Raw genomic sequence first — 26,180 nt, forward strand, 5'->3', positions numbered from 1 at the left:
GTGCGGCCACGTGAAGGGGGCGCCAGTCCGCGTACTCCCGCGCAGCTCCAGCACCTGGTGAGCGAGTCGCGGCGGCTGGGTCTCATCGAGGATGATGACCACGGCGTTCTCACCCGTGCCCTAGATGCGCCCACCGCATCCATCGAAGCGCTCGTCGTCGAGACCGACGACATCGTGGGCGTCCCCGCTGACGCCAGCCCACAGGACGTGATTGACGTGTCGGCTCATACCGGCCACACCCGCCTGCTCGTCTGGGATGAGGAGAATCCGCGCGGCGTCCTGCACGTTCGCGACGCCTACCTCGCCAGGTCGCGGGGCGCCGCCACCACCGCACGTCGCCTGGCTCATCCCGTGCCCACCGTCTCGCCAGACACGGTGATCTCCGAGGCGGTTACGGCGATGCGTACCGCACACAGCCAGATCGCCCTGGTCAGAAACAGCAACGGCGCCTTGCGCGGGCTGGTGACCCTGGATGACCTGCTCGCGAAACTTCTGGTGCAGGCGTAGCCGGTGCGGGGTCTCCGCCCTCCCTCTATGCGCGGAGACCCCGCCTCAGATCCCTACCTCATCACGCCGGTTCTCACCAGTCCTCGTCGCCTCCGCCTTCGTCGTCATCGAAGACCTCATCGACGATCTCGGCGGCGACGAAGCCACCGACCACGCCCGCGGCACCCGCCGCGACCACGGCGCCCATGCCCGGCCCTTCCCGGTGATGTTGGTGCTGATCGCCATGGCCGTGGCTGTAGCCACCATGCTCATACCCGCCGTGACCGTGTTCGCCGTGATGGTAGCCCTGGTGCCCGTATTGAGACAGGCTGTTCATCCAGCGGTCGATCTCGCTGGCCCAGTCGGTGTGCAGGGCCTGCTCGTGCGTGACGGTGAACCGCCCGACGGCATCCCCACCGCCGAACCGGCCGCTGCGCTTGTCGGCCTCGAGAATCACCTCCAGACCGCCCGGGTCGGCCACGAACGTCAGCTCGATCTCGCTGACCACGCCCGCGTGCTGTCCCGGCGGATAGAACTCGATCTCCTGATAGAACGGCAGCTCCTGCTGCACGCCGTGCAGGTGACCGACCTCCAGATCCGCCGACCGGAAGTGGAAACCGAGCTGCACGAGAGCCTGCAGAATCCGCGCCTGCGACGGCAGCGGCTCGACTGACACCGGGTCGAGGTCGCCCTTGTCCACTGCCTTGGCAATGGCCAGCTCAGTCCGCACACCGACCGCCATACCGGTCAGCCGTTGTCCGGCGATCTCGCTGATCGGTAGCTCCCACGGCAGGCTCACCTGAAAGCCGAGCGCCCGCTCTTCTCCCTGCCGCAGGGTGAAGGGCCCGGACACCGAAGTGCGGAAGAACTCACCCAGCCCCTCGCCCTCTCCCTCACTGTGCTCGAGCTCGACCCTGGCGACCAAGCCCAGGGTGATGTGCTCGATCTCGGCGTCAAAGTCGCCGCCCTTGAGCCGTACCTCACCGGTCAGCAGCCCACCCGGCTGCACCCTGGGCGTAGCCAGGACCGTATCCACGGTAGGGCCGCCGATGCCGAAGGCGCCGAGCATGCGTTTGAAGACCACGGTTTCCTCTCTCGGATCGTGTGACGGGGATGTCGTACCGCCCGTCAAACGATCGCCGACAGACCCCGGTTCCGCTCAGGTGACACGGCGCGGGAACTCCGGCGGCGTTTCATCCGTTGTCGCCCTGAACCTGAGCGATTCATGCGTTGGAGAACTGGAGCCGCGAGCCTCATGGAGGCCTGCAGTACCAAGCCGGGCCCGAGCCCGGCCATCTACTGCTTCGACTGCCGTCCCCGCACGGGCGGCCATCGCCACGCGCTGTCTCACGCTGCCGCAACCCGCTCGTCTCGTTCTCCTCAAGAAGACCCACTCCGTGGACGGCTATTGGTGGCAACTCGGCCTCGTCCTCGTCCTGATCGTGCTCAACGCCGCCTTCGCCGGTAGCGAGCTCGCCCTCATTTCTCTTCGCGAAGGCCAGCTACGCCGGCTGGAGCAGCAGAGCAACGGCGGACGCCTCCTCGCGCGGCTGGCACGCAACCCCAACCAGTTCCTGGCCACGATCCAGATCGGCATCACTCTGGCCGGATTCCTCGCCTCGGCCACCGCCGCGGTCGCTCTGGCCGAACCGCTGGTGCCGCTGCTCGGCTTCCTGGGCGGCGCCGCGGGACCAGTCTCGATCGTGCTGGTCACCCTGGTGCTGACCTTCCTGACCCTCGTCCTGGGGGAGCTGGCGCCCAAACGAGTCGCGATGCAACGAGCCGAGACCTGGGCCCTGCTCGTAGCCCGCCCCCTCAGCATCCTCGCCACTATCTCCCGGCCCGCGGTCTGGGCACTCGGCAAGTCAACCGATATGGTCGTCCGCCTTGCGGGCGCCGACCCCGACCTCCACCGCGAGGAGATGGGCCCCGAAGAGATCCGCGACCTCGTCACCAACCACCAGGGCTTCACACCGGAACAGCGGATGATCATCTCCGGCGCGGTCGAGATCACCGAACGCGTGCTCCGGGAGGTGATACTCCCCCGCCGCGAAGTCTTCACCCTCAAAGCCGACACCCCAGCCCGTGAGGCCAGCCGCCTGCTGGCGACCTCCGGCCACTCCCGCGCTCCGGTGATCAGAAACAACACGCTGGACGACACCGTGGGCATCGTCAACCACCGCGACCTCCTCGCCGACAACACCACCGCCGCCGACGTGGCACGCCCCGCCCTGCTGCTACCCGACAGCCTTCGCGTCTCCGACGCACTGCGCCGATTCAAGACCGAACGCGAGCAGTTCGCCCTCGTCATCGACGAGCACGGTGTCGCCGACGGCATCGTCACCCTGGAAGACCTCCTTGAAGAGATCGTGGGCGAGATCTACGACGAGACCGACCAAGACATCCAAGACGTCCGCCACGAGCCCGATGGCACCATGCTGCTACCGGGCAGCTTCCCCCTGCACGACCTCTCCGATCTCAACGTCCACTTGGAGCGACGTGCCGACGGCGACTTCACGACCGTTGCCGGCCTCCTCCTGGCAGAGCTCGGTCGCGTCCCCGAGGCGCCGGGCGCATCGGTGATGCTGGAAGGCTGGCACCTGGAGATCACCGCCATGGACCGCCACGCAATCACAGAAGTCCGCATCAGCGCAGGCCCCCACCTGTCGGTACCCGGCCTGACCCCGTAACCCCTCCTGTTGCTCCTTCAGGATCAGGTTCACCTGGAGCAAGACAGCGGCTGGCTCGGCTTTCAGTTCGACCAGGTGCTGCAACCTCGTCGCCGAGGCTGTCCACCACGATCAGATGCAGGTGCTCGCGGCTGACGCTGAGAGCAGCAAGAACGCCTGAGCGAAGCCCCGGCCACCACGACGCGCCGTCGCCTTCAACCGCTAGATATCCACGGCCGCCCTCGACAAATCCAGATAGTCGAGAGCGGCCGTATGCTTTTTGCCCTGTGACGAGCACGCGACGCGCCACGATCCTCCCCCAGGCTCACCGCGCGCACGTCTCAACATCGAGTGTGAGTGACGTCGGTGGTTGTCGCGGGCTGACCGCCATGAGTGCTGTCGCCCGGGGTCAACGACGGCCACGGCCCGAATCGCAGGCCGGGGCCGCAAGTACCGACTTTCAGCGCGGACGGGCGCTGCTCAGAATTTGCCGAATGACCAAGTCGCGGGACTGTAGGGCTTATGGTCGGCGAAGAACTCCAGCGCGGTGATCTGCGCCGCCTCGACAGGGATCGGGGCAGCCGGTCTCTGGTCGAGCTGGCGGAGCGCCTGCTTGTCGGCTCCGAGCGCCTGCAGGACGGTCCGGTACTCCTGGGCAGTGAGCTTGCCGTCGCCGTCCCTGTCGGCGGCGGAGACGAGCGCCCGTATCCAGGGCTGGGCCGCCCGCTGGAAGCAGGCGACGGCCTCGAAGAACTCTTCCTGACGGATCTCGCCGTCGCGGTCGCCGTCGGCGTCTGCGGCCACCTGGCTCCAGAACGTGCCAGCCGCGTCGCTGAGGGCCTTGCCCTGAGCTGAGGTCGCCGCCACCCCAAAGGCGCCCAGCGCACGGCCGGTCACCATGTCGACGTCGGCGCGGGTGATCACACCGTCTTTGTCGTGGTCGAAGCTGGCGAGTCGTGACTGTACCTTGCGCTGGAAGAATTCCTTGTCCATGACGGGCCTTTCTGAGCTGCTTGGATGTTGCGCTACCGGGCCTGCCCGCCGCGGGGTAAAGCAACGCCCCTACTCAGGAACAGGGCCTACTTGCGGAGATGAGCCCGTGCTTGAGGCCTTTCAGGGTGGTCAAGGAGGGGTGCAACCCGGGCGCATGGCGAGAGGAACATCGCAACACTCATCGGCAAGCACACGCCGAACCGGCAACCGCCATTCTCTGCTCGCCGAACGTGCGACCCGAGGTTCTCCTCAGCACCAGATCTGGGGCAGGCCGGATCTCAATCTGCCGTCGCCCGCCCGGCAGGCAGGCGAGCCCCCGGCCCCCGCGCCCGTCTCAAGCGTCACGCGTACGCACTACAGGCGACTTGGTGATGGCCAGCCGTTCAAGCAGGCCTACCGCGAGGGCGGGGCTGTCATGGCGGGCGAAGTCGGCCTGTACCCGGGCGGCGTTCGTCCGGTAGACCGGATCGGCGAGCACCGACGTCACCGCGCTCCGGAGCTGCGCAGGGTCCGGCGGTACGGTGTCCAGGACGATGCCCACCTTCGCCCAGGCGATCCGGGCACATACCTCCGGCTTGTCCTGGGTACGGCCGGAGGCCACCATCGGCACACCGTAGGCCAGCGCGGTGGACACGGCGCCGAAGCCGGCGTTGGTCACGAAGACATCCACTTCGGGCAGCAGCACCTCGTGCGGCAGCCATCGCGCCACGCGGACGTTGTCTGGCAGGGGCCCGAGCAGTGAGGGGTCGGGCGTGGTCACGACGAGCAGGACGTCGGTACCCCCGAGGGCGTGGATCGCCGGCTCGACGAGTTGCTCGGTATCGGTGGTGATCGTGCCTTGGCTGACGTGCACCACCCGGTCCGTCGCCGACAGCTCGGGCCACCACAACGGCGGCGTGAAGTCTTTGGGCGGGGGCGGTACCAGAGGACCGATCAGGTGAATCTGCGGTGGTAGCGACCGTCGCGGGTATTCGAAGGCGTGCGTGGTCCTGGCCAGCTGCAGGTAGGGCGAGATGGGAAGGTCGAGCACCGTCTTGCCGCGAGGTAGCGGCCGTAGCCCGAGCTGGGAACGGACCTGGTTGAAAGCCGCCGTCAGGGGGCGGAGCAGGAGGTGCTTGGCGAACCCGTTCAGGGAGCGGTCACGTAGCCGTCCGATCGTCGTCGTGGCCGGCGGTCGGCCCGCGCCCCAGGGAGGGTCGTCCGGACAGACCATGCTGAGCGGGGTGTGGCCGGTGCCGTTCGCCCAGACCGGACCGCCCAGTTCGTGCATGAGCAGGGCGCCGAGGCTGCACGCGTCCACGACCAGCACGTCCGCCGGGCACGTGTCGAGAATTGCCTGGTAGTCCCGGACCTGGCCCATGGCCCGATCCACCAGGAAGCGCCGTAGCTGGCCGTTGACCGCGGCCAGCCAGCGCTCGCCACCGGGCGGCTCGGGCGGTAGTTCCTCCAGGGTCGGGGTGTGGACGAACGGTGTGAAGCGCGCACCCGACGCCTCCACCAGATCCTTGCGCTCTTTGCTCGTGTGCCACCAGACCTCGTGCCCACGGTCGACGAGCCTGGCCGCGACCGGCAGCAGCGGACGAAGGTGCCCCATTGAGGGCATCGTGCTGAGCAGGAAACACGCCATGGGAACTCCTCGTTGCCCGGAAGGGATTCCAGTTGCTCCCCGGCTCTTCGAGGATCGGTGGTCGATCTATCAAGCGAGCCTTGACTTTGGGTTGATAGCTTCAGTTGCATCTTGGCTGATACGTCTGCGCAGTCACCATGTGACGGGCAGCTGCACCAGGCGACGCGCAGCCGGTCCGGTCTTCCAGGCGAGCTCCTTCCACGGAACGGCCAGCTCGAGACGGGGAAGCCGCCGGGCCAGGGAGCCGAGAGCAACCTGGAGTTCCACACGAGCGAGGGGTGCGCCGAGACAATGATGGGCGCCGTAGCCGAAGGCCATGTGCGGATTGGCCGCACGCGTGAGGACCACGTGGTGAGGCTGGTCGAACGTCGCGGGATCGTGGTTGGCGGCAGGGATCGCCGCGATGACGGCCTCTCCCTTGCGAATGGTGACGCCCGCGAGGGTCGTGTCCCCTACCGCGACACGCAGCTGGCTGCCGGTGAGGCCGAAAGGGTTGAAGCGGAGCAGTTCCTCGACGGCCGGCGTGATCGCGTCGGGCCGCGTGCTGAGGAAGCCGATCCCGTTCGGGTGACACAGGAGAACGAGGATCGCGCTGGCCAGCGATCCCGCCGTACTCTCATGACCCACTGCTATGAGGATGCAACCGAGGCTCAGGAGTTCTTCTTCCGAGAGCTTGTCCGCCTCGTCCCTCGCCGCTACGAGGGCGCTGAGCAGGTCGTCGTCCGGCTGGCGGCGCTTTCGCGCGATGAGCGCGGCCATGTAGGCGACCAGCTCGCTTCGCGCCAAGGCCACTTCGTCCCTGCTATGCGCGGTCAGGCTGAACATGACGTCGGTCCATCCGTGAACCATGTCGCCGTCCTCACGTGGCACGCCGAGAAGCTCGAAGATGACGCTGATCGGGAGCTGCAGCGTGAATCCCGAGATCAGATCGGCCGGAGGTCCGGCGTCGAGCAGCCGGGTAAGAAGGTCTTCGACGATCTCGTGGACCCGCGGACGCAGGCGCTCCACTTGACGGACCGTGAAGGCCTTGGACACCAGCCTGCGCAGCCGGGTGTGCCCGGGAGGATCCATGCCCAGGATCGTGTCGGCGCCAGGGGTGGTGTTGCCCATGCGCGGCGCGTCCGGCGTCTCGGCCGCCGCCCGGCTGAACCGCGGATCCCCAAGCACGGCGCGCACGTCGTCGTATCGCGTGACCAGCCACGCCTTGTCGCCGGTGGGCAGAGTCACCTGAGCCACCGGCTCCTCCTGCCTCAGGTGGCTGAATTCAGCGGGCAGCCCGAGTCCCTCCGAGGGCGTGGAGAAGGGGAAGTAGAGCTCCGTTCGCTGATCCGACATGGCACGCTCCTTGCCGCATTGGCGGACTAAACCGATGGATACCCTTCAACCATCCGATCGGTGATACATCGCGAAATTCTGGTCAACCTCTAGATTCTAGGGAGAATGATCAGACAACCATCGAAAAAGGGAAAACCGACGGTCAGGAGCATCCGCCCTTTTCAGTGCCCCACGAGGATGCGGGCTCGCGATCGGCGGCGGCGTTGGCCATGACCTGCTGCTTGGTCATGCCCATGAAGTGCATGATGGTCTCGTGGTTCGTGGAGCGCACCGCGCTGTCGGACCCGGTCCGGTAGTAGAGGTCGAGGAGCATGCCCTTCGGCTCCAGCTCCGGCTGCTCGCCGGCGCGGAGCCGGGCGATGATCTCCGGGACGTCGTACGCGAGGTACACGCCCTCCCTCACGTAGTACTCCTCGCCCCGTACCTCCACCACCGGCAGGTCGTCGGGCAGCGCGCCGTCCGGTCCGAGGCAGACGGGCTGGGTCAGCAGGTCGAAGCCGAAGACCTCGTCCAGCACGGGCGTGACCGGCTCGTCGAGTAAGGGCCGGACGGACTCCCGCCACCAGCGTCCCAGCATGCGCTTGGACTCGGGCTCGGCGTAGAAGTGGGTGATCGCGCCGACCAGGTCACCGGTACCGGCGATGGCGCTTTGCATCGCGGTGCGGAGCGGCTCGGCCGCGGGGTCGGCGGTGCGCTCGATCCAGACTCCGAGGTTGCGTAGCGCCTGGGATTGCGTGACACCGGCGAGTTCGCGGAGACCGGCCCAGGTGAAGCGCAGGACCGCCATTTCCGCCACCACACGGGCCCAGAACAGAAAGCGTTGCATCTGCTGGTTCTCCAGCAGGGTGACGGTGTTGTTGCTGAGGACGTACTCGAAGTCGTCGGTGTCGCCGCGGACGGAGATGATCCCGTAGTCGGCCCGTTTGTCGGTGTAGTCCGTGTTGGGAAGCAGCAGCATGGGGTAGCAGGCGATCCTTGACACTCGCCTGGCCAGCTTGTCGTAGCCGTCCATGAACGACTGGACCGTTTCTCCGGGCGCTCCCCAGATGAGCTCCGCGTAGCAGTCGAGGCCCTCCTTCGTGAGCCACTCGGAGAGGTCTTCCCACTCGTTTACCTTCATGTTCCGGCGATTCATCAATCCCAGGGTCTCGCCGTCCAGTGTCTGCAGGGCCAGGGTGAACGAGCTGCGCATCCCGACCTGCTTCATCTTCCTGACGATGCTGTAGAAGGTCTTTGACTTGTTCTTGGCCCACGAGGTCTCCAGCGCGCGGGGGAACCCGTACTGCTCACGCACCTCGATGAGGTCGTCGACGAAGTCGACGTCACCGGGAAGCAGTCCGAAGTTCGCATCGCACAGCACGATCGTGTGTACCTGGAGCTTGCCGAAGAACTCTAGTTCGGCCCGCAACCGGTCCCTGGAGAAGGCGCGGACCTTCTGCCCGACCGCGCCGCCCCAATAGCAGAAGGCGCACTTGTACGGGCACCCACGATTGGTTTCCATCAGGGCCACGTCATAGCGGAAGTTGCCCTGGTCATCGAGCATCTCGATGGCCCCGGTGAGGAAGGGCGAGGGAATCTCGTCCAGGTTCTCGATGCGGGGCCGGGCGGGGGTGGTGTGGACGATCCCGTCGTTTCCCCGGAAGGACAGGCCGGGGATGTGTCCGAGATCATGACGTGAGAAGCCGTCGAGGTGGGCGTGGAGGATGTCACGAAAGGTGAACTCCCCTTCCCCGTTGACGACCACGTCGACCTCCGGGTACAGGCGGAAGGCACGTTCGCTCTGCTCGGCGACGTGCGTCCCCCCGAAGACCACCCACCCATCGGGGTTGAGCTGCTTGAACGTCTCAGCGAGTGCGCCGAAGGCCCGATAGTTCCAGCCCAGGACAGAGAATCCCATGACATCCGGGATCAGCCCCTCGAAGAGCCGGTTGGCCATGGCGGACAGTCCAGTGCCGCCGCGGAAGTTGTGGATGTCGACCTGCGCCGCGCGGCGCACGCGTTCATCGGCCAGCGCGGTCGCCTTGATGTAGCCGGACGCCAGCGGCATCGACTCCAGAGGCATGTCCCAGATGCCCTGTTGCACGAGGTGCACCAGACACTTGTCGTCGCGCGCCATCGCCGCCCCCTCTCCATGAAGGCCGTGTTCGGGGAGCGTGTGGGGTGTGCCTTGAGTTCCGGTGGGACGTCGCTCGATTACGCGACGACGGTCGTCGATCGGGCTCGACCCGGCTTCCACTCCACGTTGAGACGGGATCGGCACCCCTTTAGAAGCCCGCCAACAATCTACTTTCCGGACAATTTGAGGAAAAAACATGACATAGAGCGGCTTTACGGTGCCTCCATTAACAACCTCCCCGGGTCATTTCTCCGGGCAATCTCCGGGACATCCCCGATATGAGGCGTGAGGACAACAAGCGAGGGTAGACGATGGCATTGACAACCTCGGGAAAGTGCAGAAATGAGCGACTTGACAGCACGGAAAGGAAACACCCCCTCCCGTGTGACGGGGAAACGATCCCGTCAGGTGCGGGGCCTGCTCATCTTCTACGCGGGATTCAGCGCCGCCGCCTTCGCCGCGCCGCCGATCTTCCCGCCAACCTTCCCTCAGTGGAAGGACCCGATGTGGGTCCTTACGGGCCTGCTGTGCCTCATCCTCCTGGCGGCGCAAACCCGGTGGTTCAGCCTGTCGCGCCCGATCACCATCGCGATCGGATGGGTCCTCACCTGCGTCGCCGTCATCCAGGCCTTCGTGATCGGCGACATCCTCGGCATGCTCGCGGCGATGATCGCGGTCGCCATACTCGCGCTCCTGACCGGGCAGGTGAAACCCCCGTCGCGCAAGGCTCTGCTGGTCACGCATGATGCCATCTCAGGAAGCTGGCTGGGGATCGGCCTGGTCATGCTGACGCTCGCGCTGATCGGCGCCAATACCAACGACGCCGCCGTCGCGATGGTCGTCTACGACCTTCTCAAGCTCTTCGACACCACGATCCTGCCCTGGGCCAGCATCGGGACGATCATCTCAGGGATCGGAGTCAGCCTGACCACGAAATGGGCGCTCTTCCAGTATCACTGGGTTGTGACGAAGCTAATCCTCGCCCTGGCCGTCCTCTTCGCCGCGTTCTCCTTCATCCACAACGCCGTGGTCTCCGCCGCCGAAGCTGCCGGGGCGGTCGTCAAGGCAGGAGGCGGCACCGTGGACGTTGGTGCCGCCAGCGGGATGATGATCGGCGGCTTCGGCTTCGGCGTCGTGTGCATCACCATCGCCACCGTGCTCTCGGTCTACAAGCCGTGGGGACGCAACAGATGGGGCGAGGCCGCGCGGCTGCGGTCACCAGAGGACCGGCAGGCGCGCCGGAGGACGCCCGTCGGCTGAGCCCAGCCACTCCGCGGGTACGGCAAGCCGGGGCGCACCTGGCAGCCCCTTCGACAGGGTCTCCAATGCCACCTCGACGTGCAGGCGGACCAGCGGCTCCGAGAAGGACTCGGCCAGCGAGACTATCGCCGCGGGGTCCGCGCCGAGCTCCGGCCAGCGCTCCGGCTGGCGTACCAGGGAGAACAGGACGCCGGCCAGCGCCGTGGCAATGCGGGACGTGGCGGTGACCAGGGTGATCGCCACGTCCCCCTGAGTCGGGACCAGTCCCGCGGCCTCCGCGGTGCGGCCGGTGACGGCCAGGGCATAGAGCCGGTCGGCGTCCTCCGGCGGCACGCCGAGCACCGCGAAGGCCGTGTGCACCGGTAACGGAAGCGCGAAGCAGGACACCAGGTCCACCGGTCTCGGCGCGACGCTCACCAGGTGCAACAGGTCCCCCGCCAGTTGTGTGACCCGGGGCCGCAGTTCCTCCGGGCGCAGCGCCGTCGAGATCGCGTTCATGAGTCCCCCTTCCTCATCCGGTCGAGCTGCTCCGCAGCGATCTGCAGCGCTTTCAGTTGGTCGCCGAGTGTGCGGGCGAACGCGGAGACGGCCAGGACGGTGGTACCCGCGCGGGCGAACGCCCGCATCCGCTCGGCGACGCGCCCGGGGCTCCCCAGCAGCGAGGTCTCGTCGACGAACTCCAGCGGGACAGCGGACGCGGCGCCCTCGTGATCCCCTGTTCGGTACCGGTCCTGGATCTTCTCGGCCGCCTCGCCGTACCCCATGCGCTCCAAGAGCGAGAAGTAGACGTTCACCTCCCGCTCGCCAAGGCTGACGAACCGGGCCACGTGAGCGGCGATCGGCCGGGCCGCCTCACGCGGATCGTGGTGTACCGACAGCGGCACCGACGGGATGACCTCGAACCGGCCCGACTCGCGGCTCGCCCGGCGCCGGCCAGCGTGCACGTGCGTGAGCGCCTTCGCGATCGCGTCGGGCGTGCAGAAGACGCCGATCCACCCGTCGGCGATCTCGCCCGCGAGTTCGAGATTGCGCGACCCCACCGCCGCCAGGTAGATCGGGATGGACTTGGAGAGTCCCGGCACGAGCAGACGGAACGGCTCGCCGCGTACCGGCCGCAGCGGCAGCCTGAAATGCTCACCGCGATAGGTGACCTGCTCCCGGCTCAGCGCGGCTCGGACGATCTCGACGTACTCCCGGGTTCTCCTCAGCGGCCGGTCGTACGGCAGGCCGTGCCAGCCCTCGGTTACGTAGGCGTTCGACACGCCTAGCCCCAGGTGGAAGCGTCCGTTGGAAAGGCGGTCCAGCGTCGCCGTCGTCATGGCGGTCATCACCGGCGTTCGAGCGGCGATCTGGAAGACACCGGACGCGAGCTTGATCGTCGTGGTTCGCGCGGCAAGATTCCCCAGCACGCTGGCGGCGTCGGAGTTGAAGCCCTCGGGCACCAGCGCCAGTTCATAGCCGAGTTCTTCGGCACGCCGGGCGAGATCGGCGGCGCCCGCCGGACCGAGATTGATGCCGAGTCTCATGTACGCAGGCTGCGGGGCGGCTTTCGAAGCGCACGCCAGTACCGCTGGAGAACCGCTGAACGAGGTGGGCATCGGTCATCCAGAGCCCCTCCAGTCCGGGCGCATACGTTGACGGCCGATATGCCCAGGCCTTCACGGAAAGGGGTTCGACAGTGACGGTGTACGACGAGGACACCCCCGTTCTGATCGTCGGCGGAGCCGTGGTCGGCCTGTCCGCCGCGCTCTTCCTGGCCCACCACGGGGTGTGCGCGCTCCTGGTCGACAAGCATCCGAGCACCCTGCGGCATCCTCGCTGCCGTGCCATCAACCCGCGTACGGTCGAGATCTACCGGCAGGCCGGGCTGGAGGAACGTATTTTCGCCGCTCGCTCCCTGACCTCGGACATGACAACGAAGCTGCTTCTGGCCGCCGAGACAGTGGCAGGCCCGGAGAAGCTGCTGGCCCCCATGACCGATCTCATGCCGGCGCTGCCCGAAAACCTCACGCCGTGCACGTGGTGCTCGATCGACCAGGACAAGCTCGAAGAGGTCATCCGCGCGCGTGCCGAGGAATTGGGCGCGGATCTGAGGTACTCCACCGAGCTCGTCTCGTTCGAGCAGGACCAGGACGGCGTCACAGCGCTTTGCCGTGGCCCGCAGGGCGAGTACCGGATTCGGTCGCGCTACCTGATCGCCGCCGACGGCCACCGCAGCCCGGTCCGCGAAGCGCTCACGGTTGGGCTGAACGGTCCCGGCACGCTCGGGAGCAGCGCCAGCTTCGTCTTCAAGGCGGACCTGGGCGGGCCATTGCGCGGGCGCGACGTGGGGCTGTGCTACCTGGACCGGCCCCGGCCAGGCACGTTCATAACCCCGCTGGATGATTCCCGCTGGGTCTTCTACACCCCGTACAGCCCGCAGGACGGTGAGCGGATCGAGGACTTCGACGACGAACGCTGCCGGGAGACGGTGCGTGAGGCGATCGGCGTTCCCCATCTCGATCTGGAGCTGGAGCCTCAGCTGGTCGACGGCACGAAGGTCCTGGGCTTCGAGGTAGCCGCGCAGGTGGTCGAGCAGATGTCCGTCGGCAGGGTCTTCCTGGCCGGGGACGCCGCGCACGCGATGCCACCGAGTGGCGCGCTGGGCGCCAGCACGGGTGTACAGGACGCGCACAACCTCGCGTGGAAGCTCGCCGCTGTGCTCGACGGCAGCGCGGGTCCGTCACTGCTTGGCACCTACGACCAAGAACGCCGGCCGGTGGCGCAGCTCACTGTCGAGCGTGCCATGGCCGAGTCCAGCCGTCGCAAGGGTCCCAGTTCCGACGACGGCGCGGAGTATTCCCGGGTCGTGATGGGCTATCGCTACGATTCCGCAGCGATCATCGCCGATGAACAGGTGTCCGGTCTCCGGGCGCCGCACGTGCCCCTTGGTGACGGTGGTTCCACCGTCGACCTGCTCGGCTCCCGGATCGTCCTCCTCACCGGCGACCAAGGCGAGTCCTGGACGGAGATCGCCCAGGACGTCGCCAAGCGCCTGGAGGTGAAGATCGAGGTTCAGCGGGTGTCCGGGGTGTCGTGGACCTCGTCCTATCAGGTCGGCCCGCAAGGGGCGGTCCTGGTCCGTCCCGACGGGTTCGTAGCCTGGCGGTGCGCCTCCATGCCCGAAGACGCGGATGGAGCTCTGGAAGGGATCCTTCGGCGGCTGCTCGGCAAAGACGCCGGCTGAAGATCTCAGTGCCCGCCCGAAACGGCCACGACGCTTCCGGTGACGTGGCCGTTGGCGGCGGAGGCGAGAAAGACGACCACGTTCGCGACCTCCTGCGGAGTGGAGTAGCGCTTGGGCGCGTGCGCTTCGTTGAGCACCCTCTTGGCCTCCTCCGGCGACACGCTCGCGACGAGCTTCCTGAGATCCGGCGGCAGTCTGGGCAGCAAGCCCTCTGTGACGGTCGCGCCGGGCGCGACGACGTTCACCAAGACGTGATCGCCGATCAGCTCGGTGGCCAGTGTGCGACCGAGGCCGTGCAGCGCGGCCTTGCTGGCGAGGTAGGCCTCCTCGCCCGGCATGCCCCGATCGACGAGGCGGGCGGACATGAGCACGATCCGACCCCAGTGCCGCCGCTTCATGCCGGGGATCACGGCCTGAGTCAGGTGGAAGGCCCCTTCGACCTCGGTCCGGAGCTGCGCCCGCCACTGCCCCGCCGGGATGTCCTCGAACGGAACGGTCTTCGGCCGCGGCCCGCCGGCGGGTGAGGCACTGGCGACCAGCACGTCCACTCCTCCCCACGTCTCCTCCACGGTACGGACCGCAGCGTGGACGGAGTCGGCTTCCGCGAGGTCGAGGGGCAGGGTGAAAGCCTCTCCCCCACGTCGGCCGATCTCCATCACGACCTTCTCCGCACCCGCCCGGTTACGGTGGAAGGTGAGCGCCACCCGGGCGCCCTCCTCGGCGAAGGTACGCGCCATCGTGCTTCCCAGCGCGCTGCTCCCGCCTGTCACCAGGACGGCCTTGCCGCTCAGCCCGAGTTCCATGAGGCCTCGATCAGGCGAAGCGGCGTGGTGGTCTTCGTGATTCCGCGCAATCGCCAGCCCGCGCGCTCGAACAGCTCGCGGAAATCACCTTCTCCGCGCTCGCGGCCCTCCATGACCAGCAGCATGTGAACGTCCATGAGCCCGTCATAGGGGAATTCGGGTGGATCGGAGATGAGCTGTTCGATCACGATCAGGCGGCTGCCGGGTCCGGCCGCGTCCGCGCAGTTCCGCAGTGCCCGTACGCAGGTGTCGTCGTCCCACATGTGCAGGACCTGGCGGATGAGGTACAGATCCGCGGCGGGCACCGAGCGCATGATGTCACCGGGCACCAGGCGGCAGCGCTCGGCCAGCGGACCGGTCTTCAAGGGCTGGTCGGCTGACTTCAACGTGAGTTCGGTGTCGAAGAGGATTCCGTGCAGCGACGCGTGCCGTTCGAGAAGAGAGCGCATGAGGGTCCCGTGGCCACCGCCGATGTCGGCGACCAGGTCGACGCCGGCGACGTCGATCGCGTCGACGAGAGCGGGGTTCATCGCCTCCACCTGAGCCGCGTATCCGTGCATCAGGTGATATCCGGCCTGCTGATCGTCCTGCGCGCAGTACTCCATCAGGTTCTTGCCGAACTGCGTGCGGAAAGCGGACTGCCCGGTCCTTACGGTCTCGGCGAGCTTGGACCAGACGACCGGCCCCCAGTCGGCGGCGATGAGGATGATGTCCCGAATCTGGATGGGGGCGTCGGAGCGGAGCGCTCTCGATGCCTCGGTGTGCTCGAAGCTCCTCGGGCCGGCGTAACGGAAGATGCCGTAGCCGGCCAGCGCCCGCATCATCCGGAACAGCGCGTCAGGATCGGCGCTGAGGCGCTTGGCGAGTTCGCCGATCTCGACCGGTTCGTCGCCAACGGCCTCGGCCACGTCGAGCCTGGCGGCGGCCTGGACCAGGCTGCTGCCCCACATTCCCCAGGCGAGCTCCATGACCGACTGGGCGGGGGGCGCGCCGAGCACGGGGAAGCCCTGGTTGTTCATGGTCGCACCGCCTCGATCACGCGGGCGGGTACGCGTTCGAATCCCTGCAGCGGTCGCTCGGCGATCCGCGTGTAGCCGGCGTCGGCAAGCAGGGCGATGAGCTCGTCGGTGGTCCGGACGCGGCCACCGCTGAGCACCATGCATTCCACGTCCATGGCGTGGACGAAGGACGGCTCGGAGGTCATGACCCAGTCGACGACCAGCAGGGAACTGCCCGGGGCCGCGGCCTTGTAGCAGTTTTCCAGCAGCCTGGCGGCCCGGTCGTCGTCAAGGTCGAGCAGGATGTGCTTGAGCAGGTAGAGGTCGCAGTCGGCGGGAACCGTGTCCAGGAAGTCCCCGGAGACGAACTCGACTCGCTCTGTGGACTCCATCAGCTCCCGAGCGTGGATGATCGCACCCGGCAGGTCGAGCAGGATTCCCCGTGCCTTCGGGGCCGCACGCAGCGCGCGGGCGAGCAGGGTGCCCGGGCTGCCGCCGATGTCGGCGATGGTGACGAATCTGGAGAAGTCATACGAGGCCGCGATCCCATCGGCCATCTCCACGCTCATCATGTGCAGGCCTTCCGCGTGCGACCTGGCCTCCTCCGGATGCTCCTCGTAGTACTGCCAGTGCTCCAGGCCCCACTTCTCCCGCGAGGTCGGCTCACCGGTCCTGAGCACCGCGGGGACGTCTTCCCAGCAACGGGTCATGCCGGGGCCGTTGACCGCGATCACGAATCCGCGCAGCGAAGGGACATCCGAGCGGAGCAGGTGTCCCACCTCGGTGAGTGCGTAACCGCCGTTGTCCGTCTTCGTGACCAGCCCGTGCATCGCACATAGGCGCAGATAGCGGGCAAGGCTGGACTCGTGGGCGCCGGTGGCCCGAGCCACCTCCGCCACCGTCCGCGGCCCGTCGGCCAGATGGTCTGTGATCTTCATTTCCGCGAGGCCACGCATGATCAGCCCCAGAGACCATTGGTGGGGTCCGAGGCGTGTGAGAGCCTGAAGCGGCGAGAAACCCGACGACATGCCAGTGCACTCCCTCCGGTCGATGCTCAGGGTGAACCACACCTGGCCGGCCTGGAGGTCTGATCGAGGCTCGCTGATCACGTCTCACCAGGCGGACTCCACTGGCGCGTGACAGCGTCGCCCCACAGGCTCATGGGCGCTAGGGAGCAGCCATGAACGATGTCACCAGGGCACAGGCGGCCATCAAGGCCGATGACCTTCACAAACGCTACGGGGACGTGCTCGCGCTCGACGGGCTCAGCCTCGAGGTACCCGCCGGCACCTTGTTCGGCCTCGTGGGACCCAATGGGGCGGGCAAGTCCAGCACGGTCAACATTCTCACCACGCTTTCCCGTCCCGACAGGGGGTCGGCCAGCGTCGCGGGGATCGACGTGCTGCGCCGCCCCGACCAGGTACGCAGGGCGATCGGGTGTGTGACCCAGAAGGTGAGCGTGGATCCGCAGGCCACCGGCAGGGAGAATCTTCGCCTTCACGGCGGCCTGTACGGCATGCCGCGCCGGGACGCGGCCGCCAGAGCGAACGCCCTGCTTGAGCGCTTCGGGCTGGCCGAAGCCGCCGACCGGGTCACCCGCACCTATTCGGGCGGTATGCAGCGCAAGCTGGATGTCGCCATGGGCCTCATGCACCGGCCCCAGGTGCTGTTCCTCGACGAACCGACGACCGGCCTCGATCCGCAGGCGCGCGCAGAGCTGTGGAAGGAGATCTCCCGGCTGGCCGCCGAGGAGGGGATGAGCATCCTGCTGACCACGCACTACCTGGAAGAGGCCGACAAGCTGGCCGCCAGCCTGGCGATCGTCGATCGGGGCAGAGTGATCGCTCAGGGCAGCCCCGACAAGCTCAAGAGCGAGCTGAACGGCGATGCCGTCCAGGTGGAGCTGACCGACCCGTCGCTGGCCGCGCAGGCCGCCGAGGCGGTCAGGCGCGTGGAGGGCACGAGCGAGATCACTCCGGTGGGCCGCAGTCTGCGAGCACGCGTCGAGGACGGGGCGGCCGCCGTTCCACGGATCTTGGCCGCGCTGGAGGCCGAGAGGTTGGAGGCGCTCTCGGTGACGATCTCGCGCCCGTCGCTGGACGACGTCTATCTCAAGCACACGGGCCGGATGTTCGCGCAGGCCGAGGAGGAGGGCACGTCATGACCACGCTCGCCGTCCATTCCGGATATCTCACGATGAGGTCGATCCGCTGGCTGCTGCGCCAACCGTTCTACATCGCCGTCACGCTCGTGCAGCCGCTGGTCTGGCTCCTGCTGTTCGGCCAGCTCTTCGGCCGGGTGGTCGAGCTGCCCGGCTTCACCGGTGGAAACTACGCCGACTTTCTCGTCCCCGGCGTCGTCATCATGACCGCGCTCTTCGCCAGCGGATGGACCGGGGTTCACTTCATCGAGGACATGGAGCGCGGAATCCTCAACCGGATGCTGACCACCCCGGTCCGGCGCGGCGCCATGATCATCGGAACGCTGTCCTACCAGGCCGTGATCACGGTCGTGCAGTCCATCATCATCGTGGGCATCGGGTGGCTGATCGGAGCGCGCTACCCCAACGGCCCGGCGAGCATCCTCGTCACCATCCTCGCCGCACTGATCATGGCCGCCGCGTTCGGCTCCATGTCCATCGCCCTGGCTCTGGTCATACGCACGGTAGAAGCGGTGATCGGAGTCGCCCAGTTCCTGGTGCTCCCCCTGACGTTCCTGTCCTCGGCGATCATCGCGACCGAAGTCGCGCCCGTATGGATCCAGCGCGTGGCCGCGGTCAACCCCGTGGACTGGTCGGTCAGCGCTGCCCGTGAGGCCATGTCGGCCGCCATCCCCGACTGGGGGTACGCCTTCAGCCGCCTGGGATTCCTCTGCCTCGTGGCGCTGGCGCTCGGAGTGCTGGCCACCCTGGCCTTCCGCAGCTATCAGCGCACCGTCTAGCGACCGGCTCCACGCTGACTCGTCCGGTTCGTTCAGCGATCCTCCACCACCGGATGCCAGCGTGCGCCCCATGACCACCAAACCGTCCGCGTGGAGAGTGCCGACCATGACCCCGGACCAGCGCGAGGACCGCGCAGTCCCCTGCGATCCGGCGAGGTGAGACGAGATGTGCGGCATCACCGGCTGGGTGGACTTCGGCCGCGACCTTGCCCAGGAAAACGGGGCACTGACGAAAATGACCGAGACGCTGGCCTGCCGAGGACCGGACGACGCGGGGTACTGGGTATCCCGCCACGCGATCCTGGGTCACCGCAGGCTTGCCGTTATCGACATCGAGGGCGGCACACAACCCATGACCGTGGAGATGAACGGCCGGACGGTGGCCGTGATCATCTACAGCGGGGAGGTCTACAACTTCCGCGAGCTTCGGTCGGAACTGTCAAGCCGGGGACACCACTTCCGCACGCGCAGCGACACCGAGGTGGTCGTGCGGGCGTACGTGGAGTGGGGCCCGGCCTTCGCGGAGCGGCTGAACGGCATGTACGCCCTGGCCATCTGGGACGTCGAACGCGAGGAGCTCCTCCTTCTCCGCGACCGGATGGGCGTCAAGCCGCTCTACTACTACCCGCTCCCCGACGGGATCGTGTTCGGGTCGGAGCCGAAGGCCATACTCGCCCACCCCCAGGCCGATCGCACGGTGGACGCCAGCGGGCTGCGCGAGATCTTCGCCGGGGTGAAGGCGCCCGGCGCCGCCGTCCTGCGCGGCATGCCCGAACTCCGTCCCGGCCACATGCTGCGCGTCAGCAGGCGCGGACGGACCGACCATGCCTACTGGCGGCTGGAGTCCGCCGAACACGGTGACGACCTGCCCACCACGATCCGGACGATCTCCGAGCTGCTCCACGACATCGTCTCCCGCCAACTTGTCGCCGACGTCCCCCTGTGCATGCTCCTATCCGGCGGCCTGGACTCCTCCACCCTCACCACGCTGGCGGCCAGAGCAATCGGCGCCGGCGGACCGGTCCGCACATCGTCTGTGGACTTCGCCGACAACATCGACGACTTCCAGCCAGACCTGGTGCGTCCCACCCACGACACGCCCTACATCCACGAGGTAGTTGACCTGGTCGGCGCCGATCACCGTCACGTCGTACTCAACGCTGACGACATGACGCAGCGCGAGGTACGGCAGGCCGTCGTGCGCGCCATGGACTGGCCGGTGCTGATCGCCGGCCCCGGCAGCATGGACATCTCGCTGTATCTGCTGTTCAAGGCCATCCGGGAGCACGCCACCGTCGCCATCACCGGCGAGTCGGCCGACGAGTTGTTCGGTGGCTATCCGTGGTTCCACCACCCGGAGTACACCCGCCCCGGAACGCTGCCATGGAGCCTTGCCCACAACCTGGGCACACCCACCCTCTTCTCTCCCCTGCTGGAGCGCCTCGACGTCGCCTCCTACCAGGCCGAGCAGTACCTCGCCGCAGCTGCGGAGGTGCCGCGGCTACCGGGTGAGCAGGGCCGGGACAAGCACATGAGGGACTACACCCACTTCTTCCTGACTCGCTTCATGCGCACGCTCCTCGACCGCAAGGACCGGCTGAGCATGGCGGTCGGCCTGGAGGTACGCGTCCCCTTCTGCGACCACCGGCTCATGGAGTACGTGTTCAACGTGCCCTGGTCGATGAAGATCTCCGATGGACGCGAGAAGAGCCTGCTACGCGCGGTGGCACGGGACCTGGTCCCGCCGTCCGTCCTCGACCGGCCGAAGACCGGCTATCCGGTCACCAAGGACGCCGCCTACCTGCGCTTCGTCAGGGAAGAGTTCGGCAAGCTCCTGATCCGCGAGAGTGCCCCAGTGTTGCCGCTGCTCAACCCGGCGGTGGTCAAGACCGTGCGGCGCAATGCCGAAGCCGTTGACCGGCTCACCCCGATCGAGCTCGATCTGGCCCTTCATCTCAACGAATGGCTGGAGATGTACGACCTCAAGCTGGAGTTCTGAGTCACCAGGAAAGGATCGTGCCCCGATGCGTATTCTCTTCGTCACCTGGAACGTCGCGTCGCACTACTACCACCTGGTCCCGCTCGCGTGGGCCCTGCGGGCCTCCGGGCACGAGGTGTGCGTGGCGAGTGAGCCCTCCTTCGCCGAGGCCATCACCCAATCCGGGATGATCGCCGTGCCGGTGGGCTCGGGAGTTCCCGTCGAGGAGCTGATCGCCCGCAGCCGGCAGCGGGCCGCCGGACGGAACGAAGAGGACGCTGTCTCCGGGCAGGGCTGGAGCGACGACTGGAAGGCGGCGGCGGCGAGGGCGTTCGGCATGTTCACCGAATGGGCGGACACCGTGCTCGATGACCTGATCGAGTTCGCCCGCTCCTGGCGCCCGGATCTCGTCGTCTACGAGCCCGCCTGTTTCGCGGGACCGCTCGTGGCCGAGGCGATCGGAGTACCGTCCGCGCGTCACCTGTTGGGGGTGGACACCACCGGGATGGCGGCGCCCATCATGCCGGACCTGCTCGCTCCGCTTGCCGAGCGCCTCGGCGTCCAGACGTCAGCGGGGCTCGGGACCGTCACGATCGACAACTGCCCGCCGAGCATGCAGATACCGGCCGACGTAAAGCGCCTCGTGACGAGGTACATCCCGTACAACGGCTCCGGGATCATCCCGGACTGGTCGCGTGATCGTGACGCCCTTCCCCGGTTCCTGGTGACATGGGGCTTCTCCGCCTCCTCGCGCGGTCGCTCATTCCTGCTGCCGAGCATCCTGGAGGCGCTGCGTGACCTGCCCGTGGAGGTCATGGTGACCGTCTCGGCCGACGACCGCGACCGGCTGGCCACCGTGCCGGACAACGTACGCGTCGTCGAGGCCCTTCCTCTGCACCTCATCCTGCCTACCTGTGATGCCCTCATCCACCAGGGCGGCATGGGCGGGATCCTGACCGCTCTGCGGCACGGTGTCCCGCAGATCATCTTCCCCGAGATGGCCGACGAGATGATCGAGGCCCGCCAGCTGGAGCCCACCGGAGCCGCGATCGTCGTCCCTCGCCAGGACGCCGACGCCGCCAAGCTGGGCGAACTGGCGCGGAGCCTGCTGGAGGACGCGGCCTACCGCGAGGCGGCGGGCCGGATCCGGGACGAAATGCTGGCGCAGACGCCGCCGGCGCAGCTGGTCCCTGCGCTGGAGCGGCTGGCGAGCCCGTCATGATCCCCCTGTTCAAGGTGGCGATGTCCGAGTCCGCGCAGGCTGCGGTCTCGGACGTCCTGGCCAGCGGATTCATCGGTCAGGGCGCGAAGGTCGAGGCGTTCGAGAAGGCGCTGCGGGCCCGGCTTGGCACCCCGTTCGTGTCCACCGTCAACAGCGCGACGTCCGGGCTGACACTGGCTTTGCGACTGGCACTCGGCGACTCGCGCCCGGGGGACGGGGAGGTGCTGAGCACGCCGCTGACGTTCGTGGCGTCCAACTGGGCGATCCTCGCCAATGGGCTGCGGATCCGGTGGGTGGACGTCGACCCGGCCACCCTCAACATCGACCTGGACGACCTGGCTCGCAAGATCTCCCCCGCGACCAGAGCGGTCGTGGTGGTCCACTGGGCGGGATATCCCGTCGATCTGAACAAGCTGCGGGCCGTACTCGATCGCGCCGAGAAGATCCACGGCCACCGGCCGGCGGTCATTGAGGACTGCGCGCAAGCATGGGGCGCCACCTTCGACGGCAAGCCGTTGGGCAACCACGGCAACACGGCGGTCTACAGCTTTCAGGCCGTCAAACACCTGACCTGCGGGGATGGCGGTCTGATCGTCATGCCCGACCAGGCCGAGCACCGCCGGGCCCGGCTGCTGCGATGGTTCGGCTACGACCGCGACGAAGGCGCCGCGCCCCGCGGCGACCAGGACATCGCCGTATGGGGCTACAAGTTCCACATGAACGACATCAGCGCCGCCATCGGCCTGGCCAACTTGGACCTCGCCGAGGAGATCGTCCGCAAGCACCGGGAGAACGCCCGCCGGCTCGACATGGAGCTGGCCGGGGTTCCGGGGCTGGAGCTGACGGAGCGGGCGGCCGATCGCAAGCCGTCCTTCTGGGTGTACCCGGTCAAGGTCGAGGACCGCTCGTCCTTCATCGGCCTCATGAAGGACGCCGGGATCACGGCGAGCTCGATCGACGTCCGCAACGACGCGCACACGTGCGTGCGCGAGTACACAGCCTTGCTTCCCGGCATGGACGAGATCGCCCAGCGCATGGTGTGCCTGCCGGTCGGCTGGTGGCTGACGGACGACAACATCGATCACATCGTGTCCACGGTCAGAAAGGGCTGGTGAGAACCGATGATGCAGGTGGATCCGCTGGGGTTGCGCGGTGTCTACAGGTTGCGGCCGAAGCTGTTCCCTGACTCAAGGGGGTACTTCACCGAGATCTTCCAGCAGTCCGCCTTCCAGGAGAATGTGGGACACCGCCTGGAGGTCGAGCAGGTCAACTGCTCGGTGTCCAGACGAGGCACCATCCGCGGTATCCATGCCACCACGGTGCCCCCGGGACAGGCCAGGTACGTCACCTGCTCCGGCGGCACCGTGCTCGACATCGTGGTCGACGTCCGCGCGGGGTCGCCGACGTTCGGACAGCATGTCTCAGTGGAGTTGAGCGAGGAGGAGCGGACCATCGTGTATCTCGCGGAAGGGCTGGGCCACGCCTTCGCCCCGCTGACCGACAAGGCTACGGTGATCTACCTCTGTTCGAGTGGCTACGATCCGACGCGCGAGGTGTGCGTCAATCCGCTCGATCCCGCGCTGGGCCTGCCGTGGCCGACGCGGCCGGAGCCGCTCCTGTCGGACAAGGATCGTGCCGCGCCCACCCTCCAGGAGGCTCTCGAACGCGGCCTGCTGCCCTCCTACGACAGTTGCGTGGCACGCCACGAGTCCTTGCGCGAGCTCAGTCGATCGCGTACCGCTGCCCCGTGACCCGGCTCGGGCTCACGAACAGGACGCTTCCGTCGGGCGCGTAGCTTGTGCCCGTCCCGGTTGAGGTGAACGCGCTCGGGGAGCTGAACGTGGCTTCGTGCTTGATGCGCAGTTCGAAGATGAATCCCGAATCGTCGAAGGCCTGGGAGCGGAAGCCGTACACGAAGCCGTTGGGCGGCTGCGGCCGCCAGCTGCCGACGCCGCAGAACCTGCTGCCGGTGTTGGTCTGGATGAGCATGCCATCCACCGAGAACCCGAACAGTCCTCTCTCCGTGGTCCCGTCGTCCAGCGTGATCGTCACTGCCCACGTTCCGACGGGAAGAAGCAGCTTCGCGGACGCGGAGTTCGCCTCGGCGCCGCGAGCGCTCAGGCTCAGGAGGCCGAATCCGCCCAGCAGTCCCAGACCGGCGATTAAGCCGCGGCGATTGAAGGGATTGATCATGGGATTTCCTTTCACCAGGAGATGAGCTGACAGCCTCGGAAGAACGCACCAGTCGGGCCGGTGTCTGGCAGCGTGGCGGCCCAGACGACGTCATCGGCGGCTGCCTCGGGGGACCGTGCGGCGTCGGGACGCATGCGCGTCCGGACCAGGCCGGGATTCACGGCGTTCACCAGCACGCCGCGGTCGCGCGTCTCGGTCGCGAGCAGCAGGGTGATGGCGTTCAGCGCGGTCTTGGAAACCGCGTATCCGGGGGCTCCGGTGAACAGGCCGTTGCTGAAGGAGCCCGTTCCGCTGGAGACCATGACGATCCGGCCCCAGCCGCGCCGCAGCATCCCAGGCAAGCAGGCCTGCGACATGCGCCAGGCCCCGATGGCGTTGATCGCGAGTTCGCGGCCGACCAGATCCAGCGGGACAACGGAGGGTCTGGTGTCCTCCGCCAGCAGAACGCCCGCATTGTTAATCAGGATGTCCACACGACCCAGTACGTCCACCGCACGGTCCACATCGGCCGGCTCGGTGACGTCGATCTGCAGTCCGAAGGAGCGGCCGCCCAGCTCGGCCGCCGCGCGGCGAGCCTGTGTGCCGTTCCGGGCCGCCACGGCGACGTCGTAGCCGAGATCGAGCAGGCGGGCGCTGACCGCTCTGCCCAGTCCGCGGTTGGCGCCGGTGACGAGCGCGAGCCTCGGCGTGTCACCGCTTGGAATCGGCCTGGGTGTTGAAGGCACCGCGTAACCTCCTCGCACAGAACATGGCAACGCCGCCGGCGACCGCGACCAGCCCCAGGGCGGCGTAGTACGTCTGATGTGGCAGCACGTCGGCCAGCTTGACCACCTGGCTGCCCAGCCCGGCGCCGAGCGCGCTGAACAACCAGATCAGGCCGATGACCCGCCCGGTGTAGGCCGGGGGGACCACGTCCACGGACGCCGACATGCCCACCGGCCCGATGACTACTTCACCCGCCGCCACCAGGAAGAACACTCCCAGCAGCCACAGCGGGGAGACCGACCGGCCGGCCGTGGCCTGTGCCGCGGCGGCGCCCATGATGAGGAAGCTCATCCCCACCAGGCTCAGGGCGAGCCCGAACTTCGGTGGTGCGCTCACCCTGTCGCCGAGCCGCGTCCACAACCAGGCGAAGAACGGTGCGGTGATGAGGATGAAGAACGGGATGGCCGCCTGGAACCAGCTGGCGGGCAACGACCACCCCCAGAACTGCCGGTCGACGGAGTGCAGGGCGAACAGGTTGAGCATGGAGCCCGCCTGACCGGCCAGCATCCAGAACAGTGAGAAGGACACCAGCAGCCAGAAGAAGGCGCGCAGCCGGGTCTTGCCGGAGGCGTCCAACGGCGTGGCGCGCAGCAGAAGAAGGTAGTAGACGAAAGGGACCGACAGCGAGACGAGGGCAAGGGCGATGACGACATGGGTGACGGAGAACGCTCCCGTGGCGAGGTCCACGGCGACAAGCAGTCCGATGACGCCGATCAGTGCGGCCACGCGGCGCGCCACCGCCTGCAGCTGATCACGCTCGATCGGGTGACCGGGCCGCTCGCCCATGTCGCCGAAGTGGCGCCGTCCCATGGCGAACTGGGCGACTCCGAAGGTCATGCCGACGCCCGCGGCACCGAACCCGAGGTGCCACCCCACGGTCTCGCCGAGGAAGCCGGTGATGATGGGCGCGAGCAGCGCGCTGAGCTGAATGCTGATGTAGAAGATGGAGAACGCGGCTTCACGCCCCGCGCTCTCCCCTGGTCCGTAGAACCGGCTCAGCAGGACGGACATGTTGGGTTTCAGCAGGCCGGTGCCGAGCGCGATGAGGGAGAGCCCGGCGAAGGCGAAGCCACGCGGTGGGAGCATCATCGTGTAGTGCCCCAAGGCGATGAGAACGCCTCCCCAGAGCACCGCACGCCGCGCCCCGATGATCCGGTCGCCGATCCAACCGCCCGGCAGAGCCAGGACGAAGACGAATCCCAGGTAGGCGCCGAAAAGCGCGGCCGCGTCCGTCGGCCGCAAGCCCAGCCCGCCCGCTGTTACCGGCCCAGCGCTGTACAGGACCAAAATGGCCATCATTCCGTAGAAGCTGAATCGTTCCCACATGTCGGTTAGGAAGAGCGTCGCGAACCAGCGCGGATATCCGAAGGGACGCCGGCTCTCCTGGGTCGATCGTGCATAGCCCATACGGACACGTTGGCGATAAGCACTCGACGCTGACTGAAGGCTCAGTAGCCAAGGCATATCTGATGCGAGTGCGTGCCGCATCAGGCATTGACGAATCAACGTCTCAATGTTTTAGATAAATGCTCCAGGCTTGGTGGACAACCTGACGGAAAAAGGTGAGTT

At 67.4% G+C, this 26,180-nt stretch carries 23 protein-coding genes; 10 read left to right on the plus strand and 13 right to left on the minus strand.

The genetic code is table 11. The annotated features are described in order from the left end of the window. Positions 1-507 (plus strand): CBS domain-containing protein (locus ACFWY5_RS51165; protein ID WP_379639358.1); only part of this gene is annotated, 507 nt, incomplete at its 5' end. 73 nt (positions 508-580) lie between these two features. On the opposite strand, the gene ACFWY5_RS51170 is transcribed toward ACFWY5_RS51165, so the two are convergent. Continuing rightward, positions 581-1,570, minus strand: a complete 990-nt coding sequence (locus tag ACFWY5_RS51170; RefSeq protein WP_379639359.1) for a sporulation protein — start codon at positions 1,568-1,570, stop codon at positions 581-583. A gap of 313 nt (positions 1,571-1,883) precedes the next feature. Here ACFWY5_RS51170 and ACFWY5_RS51175 point away from each other — a divergent pair, with 313 nt between their 5' ends. Further along, positions 1,884-3,176 (plus strand): hemolysin family protein, encoded by a 1,293-nt coding sequence (locus ACFWY5_RS51175; RefSeq protein ID WP_379639360.1) that lies wholly within the window; start codon positions 1,884-1,886, stop codon positions 3,174-3,176. Positions 3,177-3,635: 459 nt separating this feature from the next. Here the strand turns inward: ACFWY5_RS51175 and ACFWY5_RS51180 are convergent, their stop codons facing one another. The 4 genes from ACFWY5_RS51180 to ACFWY5_RS51195 form a co-directional block, all read right to left on the minus strand. Further along, positions 3,636-4,148, minus strand: coding sequence for an EF-hand domain-containing protein (locus tag ACFWY5_RS51180; RefSeq protein WP_379639361.1), 513 nt, complete (start codon positions 4,146-4,148; stop codon positions 3,636-3,638). A gap of 334 nt (positions 4,149-4,482) precedes the next feature. After that, positions 4,483-5,742, minus strand: a complete 1,260-nt coding sequence (locus ACFWY5_RS51185; protein ID WP_379639363.1) for a nucleotide disphospho-sugar-binding domain-containing protein — start codon at positions 5,740-5,742, stop codon at positions 4,483-4,485. A 165-nt stretch (positions 5,743-5,907) separates the two neighbouring features. Further along, positions 5,908-7,110: a cytochrome P450 gene (locus tag ACFWY5_RS51190; RefSeq protein WP_379639364.1), complete on the minus strand. Its 1,203-nt coding sequence runs from the start codon at positions 7,108-7,110 to the stop codon at positions 5,908-5,910. Positions 7,111-7,252: 142 nt separating this feature from the next. Then, on the minus strand, positions 7,253-9,226 hold the full coding sequence (locus ACFWY5_RS51195) for a KedN5 family methylcobalamin-dependent radical SAM C-methyltransferase (RefSeq protein ID WP_379639365.1): 1,974 nt from the start codon (positions 9,224-9,226) through the stop codon (positions 7,253-7,255). 408 nt (positions 9,227-9,634) lie between these two features. Between ACFWY5_RS51195 and ACFWY5_RS51200 the strand changes: the two genes are divergently transcribed. Beyond that, positions 9,635-10,486 (plus strand): hypothetical protein, encoded by an 852-nt coding sequence (locus tag ACFWY5_RS51200; protein ID WP_379639366.1) that lies wholly within the window; start codon positions 9,635-9,637, stop codon positions 10,484-10,486. Here ACFWY5_RS51200 and ACFWY5_RS51205 read toward each other — a convergent pair. Continuing rightward, positions 10,442-10,984: a hypothetical protein gene (locus tag ACFWY5_RS51205; RefSeq protein ID WP_379639367.1), complete on the minus strand. Its 543-nt coding sequence runs from the start codon at positions 10,982-10,984 to the stop codon at positions 10,442-10,444. The two genes, ACFWY5_RS51200 and ACFWY5_RS51205, sit on opposite strands and share 45 nt — an antisense overlap. Continuing rightward, on the minus strand, positions 10,981-12,012 hold the full coding sequence (locus ACFWY5_RS51210) for an LLM class flavin-dependent oxidoreductase (RefSeq protein ID WP_379639368.1): 1,032 nt from the start codon (positions 12,010-12,012) through the stop codon (positions 10,981-10,983). Before ACFWY5_RS51210 ends, ACFWY5_RS51205 begins: the two co-directional genes overlap by 4 nt. Positions 12,013-12,170: 158 nt before the next feature. Between ACFWY5_RS51210 and ACFWY5_RS51215 the strand changes: the two genes are divergently transcribed. Then, a complete protein-coding gene (locus ACFWY5_RS51215; protein WP_379639419.1) occupies positions 12,171-13,712 on the plus strand; it encodes an FAD-dependent monooxygenase in 1,542 nt (513 codons plus the stop codon). A gap of 5 nt (positions 13,713-13,717) precedes the next feature. On the opposite strand, the gene ACFWY5_RS51220 is transcribed toward ACFWY5_RS51215, so the two are convergent. Genes ACFWY5_RS51220 through ACFWY5_RS51230 form a run of 3 tightly spaced genes read right to left on the minus strand, consistent with a single transcriptional unit; the run spans position 13,718 to position 16,451 of the window. Next, positions 13,718-14,515: an SDR family NAD(P)-dependent oxidoreductase gene (locus ACFWY5_RS51220; protein WP_379639370.1), complete on the minus strand. Its 798-nt coding sequence runs from the start codon at positions 14,513-14,515 to the stop codon at positions 13,718-13,720. Next, a complete protein-coding gene (locus tag ACFWY5_RS51225) occupies positions 14,500-15,534 on the minus strand; it encodes a methyltransferase (protein ID WP_379639371.1) in 1,035 nt (344 codons plus the stop codon). The genes ACFWY5_RS51220 and ACFWY5_RS51225 overlap by 16 nt, the downstream gene beginning before the upstream one ends. Next, positions 15,531-16,451, minus strand: coding sequence for a methyltransferase (locus ACFWY5_RS51230; RefSeq protein WP_379639372.1), 921 nt, complete (start codon positions 16,449-16,451; stop codon positions 15,531-15,533). The genes ACFWY5_RS51225 and ACFWY5_RS51230 overlap by 4 nt, the downstream gene beginning before the upstream one ends. 242 nt (positions 16,452-16,693) lie before the next feature. Between ACFWY5_RS51230 and ACFWY5_RS51235 the strand changes: the two genes are divergently transcribed. The 6 genes from ACFWY5_RS51235 (at position 16,694) to ACFWY5_RS51260 (ending at position 23,404) form a co-directional block, all read left to right on the plus strand. Beyond that, positions 16,694-17,677 carry an ATP-binding cassette domain-containing protein gene (locus ACFWY5_RS51235; protein ID WP_379639373.1) on the plus strand — a complete coding sequence of 328 codons (984 nt, stop codon included), beginning with the start codon at positions 16,694-16,696 and terminating at the stop codon, positions 17,675-17,677. Continuing rightward, positions 17,674-18,453, plus strand: coding sequence for an ABC transporter permease (locus ACFWY5_RS51240; RefSeq protein WP_379639374.1), 780 nt, complete (start codon positions 17,674-17,676; stop codon positions 18,451-18,453). The genes ACFWY5_RS51235 and ACFWY5_RS51240 overlap by 4 nt, the downstream gene beginning before the upstream one ends. A gap of 166 nt (positions 18,454-18,619) precedes the next feature. After that, positions 18,620-20,452: an asparagine synthase (glutamine-hydrolyzing) gene (gene asnB / locus ACFWY5_RS51245; protein WP_379639375.1), complete on the plus strand. Its 1,833-nt coding sequence runs from the start codon at positions 18,620-18,622 to the stop codon at positions 20,450-20,452. 25 nt (positions 20,453-20,477) lie between these two features. After that, the gene (locus ACFWY5_RS51250; RefSeq protein WP_379639376.1) at positions 20,478-21,653 is read left to right on the plus strand and encodes a nucleotide disphospho-sugar-binding domain-containing protein; all 1,176 of its coding nucleotides are present in this window, start codon (positions 20,478-20,480) and stop codon (positions 21,651-21,653) included. Beyond that, a complete protein-coding gene (locus ACFWY5_RS51255) occupies positions 21,650-22,768 on the plus strand; it encodes a DegT/DnrJ/EryC1/StrS family aminotransferase (protein WP_379639377.1) in 1,119 nt (372 codons plus the stop codon). The genes ACFWY5_RS51250 and ACFWY5_RS51255 overlap by 4 nt, the downstream gene beginning before the upstream one ends. Before the next feature lie 6 nt (positions 22,769-22,774). Then, entirely contained in the window at positions 22,775-23,404 is a 630-nt protein-coding gene (locus ACFWY5_RS51260) for a dTDP-4-dehydrorhamnose 3,5-epimerase family protein (RefSeq protein ID WP_379639378.1), read from the plus strand. Here ACFWY5_RS51260 and ACFWY5_RS51265 read toward each other — a convergent pair. The 3 genes from ACFWY5_RS51265 to ACFWY5_RS51275 are packed head-to-tail and all read right to left on the minus strand — an operon-like array spanning position 23,376 to position 26,018. Further along, positions 23,376-23,846: a hypothetical protein gene (locus tag ACFWY5_RS51265; RefSeq protein WP_379639380.1), complete on the minus strand. Its 471-nt coding sequence runs from the start codon at positions 23,844-23,846 to the stop codon at positions 23,376-23,378. The genes ACFWY5_RS51260 and ACFWY5_RS51265 overlap by 29 nt on opposite strands. Before the next feature lie 11 nt (positions 23,847-23,857). Further along, positions 23,858-24,571: an SDR family NAD(P)-dependent oxidoreductase gene (locus ACFWY5_RS51270; protein ID WP_379639381.1), complete on the minus strand. Its 714-nt coding sequence runs from the start codon at positions 24,569-24,571 to the stop codon at positions 23,858-23,860. After that, positions 24,537-26,018 carry a peptide MFS transporter gene (locus tag ACFWY5_RS51275; protein ID WP_379639382.1) on the minus strand — a complete coding sequence of 494 codons (1,482 nt, stop codon included), beginning with the start codon at positions 26,016-26,018 and terminating at the stop codon, positions 24,537-24,539. Before ACFWY5_RS51275 ends, ACFWY5_RS51270 begins: the two co-directional genes overlap by 35 nt. Positions 26,019-26,180: the final 162 nt, after the last annotated feature.

Source organism: Nonomuraea sp. NPDC059007 (genome assembly GCF_042740555.1).
Lineage (GTDB): Bacteria > Actinomycetota > Actinomycetes > Streptosporangiales > Streptosporangiaceae > Nonomuraea.